The 6,840-nt window shown below is 77.3% G+C and carries 7 protein-coding genes; 5 read left to right on the plus strand and 2 right to left on the minus strand.

Annotated features, from left to right (window positions below; translation table 11 throughout):
• Window positions 1–76: 76 nt before the first annotated feature.
• Window positions 77–487, minus strand: a complete 411-nt coding sequence (locus ACRYM2_RS22465; RefSeq protein ID WP_432524879.1) for an STAS domain-containing protein — start codon at window positions 485–487, stop codon at window positions 77–79.
• A 213-nt stretch (window positions 488–700) separates the two neighbouring features.
• Here ACRYM2_RS22465 and ACRYM2_RS22470 point away from each other — a divergent pair, with 213 nt between their 5' ends.
• The 5 genes from ACRYM2_RS22470 (at window position 701) to ACRYM2_RS22490 (ending at window position 6,539) form a co-directional block, all read left to right on the plus strand.
• Window positions 701–3,232 carry a SpoIIE family protein phosphatase gene (locus tag ACRYM2_RS22470; protein WP_432524881.1) on the plus strand — a complete coding sequence of 844 codons (2,532 nt, stop codon included), beginning with the start codon at window positions 701–703 and terminating at the stop codon, window positions 3,230–3,232.
• A complete protein-coding gene (locus ACRYM2_RS22475) occupies window positions 3,229–3,648 on the plus strand; it encodes a DUF3151 domain-containing protein (RefSeq protein ID WP_432524883.1) in 420 nt (139 codons plus the stop codon). The genes ACRYM2_RS22470 and ACRYM2_RS22475 overlap by 4 nt, the downstream gene beginning before the upstream one ends.
• Window positions 3,645–4,697, plus strand: coding sequence for an NAD(P)/FAD-dependent oxidoreductase (locus tag ACRYM2_RS22480; RefSeq protein WP_432524885.1), 1,053 nt, complete (start codon window positions 3,645–3,647; stop codon window positions 4,695–4,697). Before ACRYM2_RS22475 ends, ACRYM2_RS22480 begins: the two co-directional genes overlap by 4 nt.
• Before the next feature lie 112 nt (window positions 4,698–4,809).
• Entirely contained in the window at window positions 4,810–6,096 is a 1,287-nt protein-coding gene (locus ACRYM2_RS22485; RefSeq protein WP_432524886.1) for an adenylosuccinate synthase, read from the plus strand.
• Entirely contained in the window at window positions 6,093–6,539 is a 447-nt protein-coding gene (locus ACRYM2_RS22490) for a GNAT family N-acetyltransferase (RefSeq protein WP_432524887.1), read from the plus strand. The genes ACRYM2_RS22485 and ACRYM2_RS22490 overlap by 4 nt, the downstream gene beginning before the upstream one ends.
• Window positions 6,540–6,632: 93 nt before the next feature.
• On the opposite strand, the gene ACRYM2_RS22495 is transcribed toward ACRYM2_RS22490, so the two are convergent.
• The coding region (locus ACRYM2_RS22495; protein WP_432524889.1) for a hypothetical protein at window positions 6,633–6,840 on the minus strand (208 nt) is incomplete at its 5' end.

Below are 6,840 nucleotides of genomic sequence, written 5' to 3' on the forward strand. Positions count from 1 at the left end.
GACGGCCCGGTCCCCCGCGGGGGACCGGGCCGTCGCGCGTCCGGGCGGACCGGGCGGTCGGGTGGGCCCGGGGGCCTCAGGCCGGCTGCGGCCCGTCGTCGTCCTCGGCGCTGAGCCCCGGCTCCTCGTCGACGACGTCGAGCAGCTGCACGATGTTCGTCGTCTCGATGAGGAACTTCACGACCGCCGGCGGGCGGATGAGCGTCACGCGCCGCCCCCGCGAGCGCGAGGCCAGCCGGGCCAGGAAGGCCAGCCCCGTCGAGTCCATGAAGGTCACGTGGTGGGCGTCGACCTGCAGCGGCCGCCCCGACGTCAGGGCGTCCTCGGCCGCTTCCAGCAGGTCCGGCCCGAGCTCGGCGTCGATCTCCCCGGTCAGCACGACCCGCGTCGCCCGCGGTTCGTAGAGCACGTGCACCGAGCCGGGGTCCACCGAGCGCACCTCGGGCACCCGGGGCGCCTCGCCCGGCGGTGTCGCGTCGTTCGTCATGGGTCCTCCGCAGTCCGCGCGCAGCATCACCGTGCCCGGCTTCTGCAGGCAGCGGATGTCCGTCCGCACGGCCTCCACCGCGCGGTGGGCCGGCCGTCCCCCGCGCCACCCTCGACGCGCGTTCCGTCCGACCCCCCTGCATGCTAGCCATCGAGGTCCGCGCCGCCGTCGCGCACCTGCGACGTCCGACGCACCCGAGGAGCACCGCCCCCCATGCCCGGCAGCCGTCCGCAGCCGCTCGCCCTGGGCGAGCCCGCCGCCGTGCTGCTGCTGGACGCCCCCGAGGACGCCGCCGCCGGGGCCTGCCCGGACGTGCTGGCCGGTGACGGGGCCGCCCGCGCGCTGGCCGGTGCCGCCGACGACGAGCTGCCCGCCGACCTCGACGCCTTCCGCCGCGACGCCGGGCTGCCGGAGCACGCCGCCTGGCAGCGCGTGCGCGAGGGTGCCGACGTGCCCGGCGCCCTGCTGCCCGACGGGCTGTGGCTGGTCGCCGGCCGGGTCGCCGGGCGCGGCCAGCTGCTCGTCGCGCTGCTGCACGCCGAGGGTGGAGCCGGGCGGCGGGCGCCGGCGGACGCCGGGGAGCCCGGGCCGGACCCCGCGGCGAGCGCGCTGGCCGCCGGCCCCGGGATGGCCCTGTCGGGGCTGCGGGCAGGGCGCGCGCTCGTCGACTGGGTCGACGCCGGCTACACCCGCACCACCGGCACCGCGGCCGCGGAGGTCCTGGGCGGACCCGGCCCGCGGCTGGTGCGCAGCCTCGGCGGGGCGCCCGACCCGGTCGAGGACGCCCCCGGCGCCCCCCTCGCCGCGGCGCGCGCCGGGCTGCGCCGCGCGCTGGAGGGCGGCGAGCCGGTCGCCGCCACCGTGGTCGACGTGCGCGCCGACGGCACGCGCTTCCTGCACGAGGTGCGCACCACCGCGCTGCGCGACCGCTGCGGCCGGGTGCGCGGCGTGCTCTCCCGGCACGCCGACGTCACCGGCCGCGCCGCCGACGAGGCCGGTGCCGCCCGCGCCGCCGAGCTGCGCACCGCGCGGCAGCTGCAGGTGCTGCGCGACCTGGACGCCGTCGTGGTCGCGGGCGAGGAGGACGTGCCCGCGGGGCTGCGGGCGCTCGTGCGGGCGCTCGGCGGGCAGGTGGTGGCCGCCGCGCTCGTCGCCCTCACCGTGGAGCGCCCCGCCGGGCCGGCCGCGGAGGTCGAGGTCGTCGCCGCGCACGGTGCGCAGCTGCACGCCCTCGCCGGCCGCCGGCTGCGCCTGGAGCGCCCCCCGGCCGCCGACGCCCTGCTCGACGGCCTGCTCGGCGCCGCCGACGGCCCGGCCGCGCTCGCCGACCTCGCCCGCGAGGCCGCCCCCGGCAGCCCCACGGCGTGGCTGGCCGCCCTCGTGCCCTCCCCGGCGGCGCTGGTGCTGCCGCTGCGGGGCCGCGAGGACGTCGTGGGGGCGCTCGTCGTGCTCCCCCGCGAGGAGGGGCTGCACGACGGCGACGCCACCGTGCTCGGCGGGGCCGCCCGCCGGGCCGGGTTGCTCGTGGAGAACGCACGACTGCACGCACGGGAGCACGCCTTGGCGGAGACGCTGCAGCGCAGCATGTTGCCCGACCAGTCCGGCATCGACGGGATCGACGGCCTGGACGTCTGGACGTTCTACGCCTCCAACGCCGACGCCGCGCAGGTGGGCGGCGACTGGTACGACGTGCTGCCCGCGCCCGAGGGCGGGTCCGCCGTGGCCGGCGTCGTCATCGGCGACGTCGTCGGCCACGACGTCGAGGCCGCCGCCGCCATGGGCCAGATCCGCTCCGCGCTGCGCTCGGCCGCCCACGACTTCGACGACCCCGGCAGCGTCCTCATGCGCGTCGACCAGCTCGCCGCCGGCATGCGGGTGCGGCGGATGGCCAGCCTGGTCTACGCCACCCTCCAGCGCCTGGACGACGGCGGCTGGGAGATGGCCTGGTCCAGCGCCGGGCACCTGCCGCCGCTGCTGCGCCGCGGCGGCGGCCAGGGCGCCGAGGAGGGCGGCGCGCAGCGCGTGGACGTGCTCAGCGACGCCACCGGCACCCTCGTCGGGCTCGGCGAGCGCCCCCGGCCCACCCGCGAGCGCGCCCTGGGCCCCGGCGACGTGCTCGTCTTCTACACCGACGGCCTCATCGAGACCCGCAGCCGGCCCATGCGCGACGGCCTGGAGGTCCTCGTGGAGGTGCTGGCCACCTCCCGCGCGCGCGACGCCGCCGGCATCGGCGAGGAGCTGCTGCAGGGCCTGGGCGACTCCCCGGAGGACGACACCGCCATCGTCGTCGTGCGGGTCCCGGAGGAGTCCGAGCTGGCGGGCGGGCCGCTGCCCACCGCCGACACCCCGCGGCGGCGGCGCTGGCAGCTGCCCTCCGAGCCGTCCTCGATCGGCAAGGCCCGCCACGCCACCCTGCGCGCCTGCGCGGTCTGGGGCCTGGACATCGGCCCGCGCGCCGAGATCGTCGTCTCCGAGCTGGTGGCCAACGCCGTGCTGCACGGCTGGGGGACGGTGGGGCTGCGGCTGTTCGACCTGCCCGGTGCGCTGCGCATCGAGGTCGAGGACGACAGCCCCGAGGAGCCCGCCGTCGTCGAGGCCCGCCCCGACGGCGCGGGCGGGCACGGCATGCGGCTGGTCGCCTCGCTGGGGCGCTGGGGCACCGTGCGCACCCGGCGGGGCAAGATCGTGTGGGTCGAGATCCCGACCGGGCCCGCCGGCGGGGACGAAGGGAGCACGAACCCGTGAGCACCGGCACCAACCTGCTGGGCGGACCGCCGCCCACCCACCTGCCCGCCGACGAGGCCGTCGACGCCGCCCTGGCCGCCGGCACCGCGCCGACCGAGGTCGCCGCGCAGCACCCGGCCGCCTCGCTGCCGTGGGCGCTGCTGGCCGAGCAGGCGCTGGCGGCGGGGGAGAGCATCCCCGCCTACGCCTTCGCCCGCACCGGCTACCACCGCGGCCTGGACGCGCTGCGCCGCGCCGGCTGGCGCGGGCACGGCCCGGTGCCGTGGTCGCACGAGCCCAACCGCGGCTTCCTGCGGGCGCTGGCGGCCCTGCAGCGCGCCGCGGCCGCCATCGGCGAGGGCGTGGAGGCGGACCGCTGCCGGCAGTTCCTCGCCGACTGCGACCCGGCCGCGGCCCGCGAGCTGCTGCCCTCGTGAGCCCGGCGGCCTCCCGCGCGGCCACCCCCGAGGCGCCCGTGGTCGTCGTGGGCGCCGGCATCTCCGGGCTGGCGTGCGCGCGCGTGCTGGCCGACGCCGACGTGCCGGTGCGCGTGCTCGACCGCGGGCGCCGCCCCGGCGGGCGCATGAGCGGGCGCCGGGTGGAGACGGCGGTGGGCGTGCGGGTGGCCGACCTCGGCGCCTCCTACTTCACCGCCTCCGGCGACGGATTCCGCGCGCAGGTCGAGGACTGGCGGGCGCGCGGGCTGGCGCGGCCGTGGACCGACGCCTTCCACAGCGTCTCCGGCCGCGCCCGCGACGGCGCCCGCCTCGGCGAGCGCGGCCGGCCCGGTCCGGTGCGCTGGGGCGCCGCCGGCGGGCTGCGCTCGCTGCTGGACGACCTCGTCGCCCCGCCCGGGCGCGCACCGCTCGACCTCGTCAGCGGCCGGGACGTCGAGGCCGTGGACGCCACCGCCGAGGGTGCGCTCGTCGACGGCCGGCCCGCGGCGGCCGTCGTGCTGGCCGTGCCCGACCCGCAGGCCGCCGACCTGCTGCCGCGGATGGTCGCCACCCGCCTCGACGTCTCCGCCCGCTGGAACTGGCGCCCGTGCATCGCCGTCTACGCCGCCTGGCCGCAGCGGTGGTGGCCGGACTTCGACGGCGCCTTCGTCAACGACTCCGACCTGCTGGTCTTCCTCGCCGACGACGGCGCCCGCCGCGGTGACGGCGCCCCCGTCCTCGTCGCCCACACCGCTCCCGACTTCTCCGGCGAGCACCTGGACGCACCGGTCTCCGCCGTGGCGCCGGTGCTCGCCGAGCTCGGCCCGCTGCTGACCGGCGAGCCGACCCCGCCGCCGTCCTGGGGCCGGGCGCACCGCTGGTCGCTGGCCCAGCCGCTGCGCCAGCACGCCGACTCCCCGTTCGGCTTCGACGAGGCCAGCTCGCTGGCCGTGTGCGGCGACGCGTGGGGGGAGCGCTCCAGGGTGGAGACGGCGTGGGAGTCCGGCACCGCGCTGGGGCGTCACCTGGCGGAGCGCTTCGCGCGCTGAGGGCGCCGCCGCAGCCGGTAGGCTCGGTGCGGTCTGCGGCGACCCCCTGCGGGTGGTCCGTGCGGCCGGGAAGCACCCGGACAGTCGTGTCACCGAGGAAGCAGGGAGTCTCATGCCCGCGATCGTGCTCGTCGGCGCCCAGTGGGGGGACGAGGGCAAGGGCAAGGCCACCGACGCCCTCGGCGCCCGCGTCGACTACGTCGTGAAGTTCAACGGCGGCAACAACGCCGGCCACACCGTCGTCGTCGGCGACGAGAAGTACGCCCTGCACCTGCTGCCCTCGGGCATCCTCACCCCGGGCGTCACCCCCGTCATCGGCAACGGCGTCGTCGTCGACCCCGGCGTGCTCTTCGAGGAGATCGACGCCCTCACCGCCCGCGGCGTCGACTGCTCCAAGCTGCTGGTGTCCGCCTCGGCGCACGTCATCGCCCCCTACAACCGGGTGCTGGACCAGGTGACCGAGCGCTTCCTCGGCAAGCGCAAGATCGGCACCACCGGCCGCGGCATCGGGCCCACCTACGCCGACAAGATCAACCGCGTCGGCGTGCGCGTGCAGGACCTCTTCGACGAGAGCATCCTGCGCCAGAAGGTCGAGGGCGCCCTCGACCAGAAGAACCACCTGCTGGTGAAGGTCTACAACCGCCGCGCCGTCTCCGTCGACGAGATCACCGAGACGCTGCTCTCCTACGCCGAGCGGCTGCGCCCCATGGTGCGCGACGTCAGCCTGGAGCTCGCGCACGCCCTGGACCGCGACGAGATCGTCCTCTTCGAGGGCGGGCAGGCCACGATGCTCGACATCGACCACGGCACCTACCCGTTCGTGACGAGCTCCAACGCCACCTCCGCGGGCGCCTGCACCGGCTCCGGCATCCCGCCGAACCGCATCGACCGCATCATCGCCGTCGTCAAGGCGTACACCACCCGCGTCGGCGAGGGACCCTTCCCGACCGAGCTGCTGGACGCCGACGGCGAGAAGCTGCGCCAGGACGGCGGCGAGTTCGGCACCACGACGGGCCGCCCGCGCCGCACCGGCTGGTACGACGCGCTCATCGCGCGCTACTCGGCCCGCATCAACGGCGTCACCGACTTCGTGCTCACCAAGCTCGACACCCTCACCGGCTGGGAGCGCATCCCGGTCTGCGTGGCCTACGACGTCGACGGCGTGCGCCACGAGGAGATCCCGATGTCGCAGAGCGACTTCCACCACGCGAAGCCGGTCTACGAGTACTTCGACGGCTGGAGCGAGGACATCTCCTCGGCCCGCTCGACGGCGGACCTGCCCAAGAACGCCCAGCGCTACGTCGAGGCGCTGGAGGAGCTGTCCGGGGCGCGCATCTCCGCGGTGGGCGTGGGCCCGGACCGCGAGCAGACCGTCGTGCGCCACGACCTGCTGGGGTGAGCGGGCTGGAGCTGCGGGAGGCGGCGCTGGCCGACCTCCCGCCCGCGGTGTTGTACGCCCTGCTGCGGCTGCGGGTGGACGTGTTCGTCGTCGAGCAGGAGTGCGCCTACCCCGAGCTGGACGGGCGCGACCTCGAACCCGACTGCGTGCACGTGTGGGCGCAGGCCCCCGACGGCACGGTCGCGGCGGTGCTGCGGGTGCTGCGCGACCCCGACGGCCGCGGCCGCATCGGCCGGGTCGCCACCGCGCAGGCCTTCCGCGGCGCCGGTGCCGCGGCGCGGCTCATGGGCCGCGCGCTGGAGCTGCTCGACGGCCTCGACGTCGTCCTGGACGCCCAGGCGCACCTGGAGCACTGGTACGCCCGCTTCGGGTTCACCGCCGCCGGCCCGGTCTACCAGGAGGACGGCATCCCGCACGTGCCCATGCTGCGCCCCGCCGCCTGACCTGTGGACGAGCGGTGATCTTCCTCCAGGCGCTGGGGCGCCTGGCTCCAGGTGCACCGTGGAAGATCACCGCTCGTCCACAAGAGCCGGGTCTCAGGGAGCGGGGTCGGGGGTCGTCTCGACCTGCTCGGAACGGGGTGCGGGGAGCGTGCCCGCCGGGGCGGCCAGGTGCGCCTCCAGGCTGCGGCCCTCGGCGTCGACGTTGGGCACGATGCGCTGCATCCAGCGCGGCATCCACCACGCCTTCTCGCCCAGCAGGGTCAGCGCCGCCGGCATGATGACCATCCGGACGACGAGGGCG

The sequence above is a fragment of the Kineococcus aridisoli genome, assembly GCF_050871885.1.
In the GTDB taxonomy this organism is placed as follows: domain Bacteria; phylum Actinomycetota; class Actinomycetes; order Actinomycetales; family Kineococcaceae; genus Kineococcus.

Bases quoted from the DNA above. Each gene is read 5' to 3' on its own strand.
- ACRYM2_RS22465 (WP_432524879.1), bottom strand. From the start codon at position 487: ATGACGAACGACGCGACACCGCCGGGCGAGGCGCCCCGGGTGCCCGAG.
- ACRYM2_RS22470 (WP_432524881.1), top strand. From the start codon at position 701: ATGCCCGGCAGCCGTCCGCAGCCGCTCGCCCTGGGCGAGCCCGCCGCC.
- ACRYM2_RS22485 (WP_432524886.1), top strand. From the start codon at position 4,810: ATGCCCGCGATCGTGCTCGTCGGCGCCCAGTGGGGGGACGAGGGCAAG.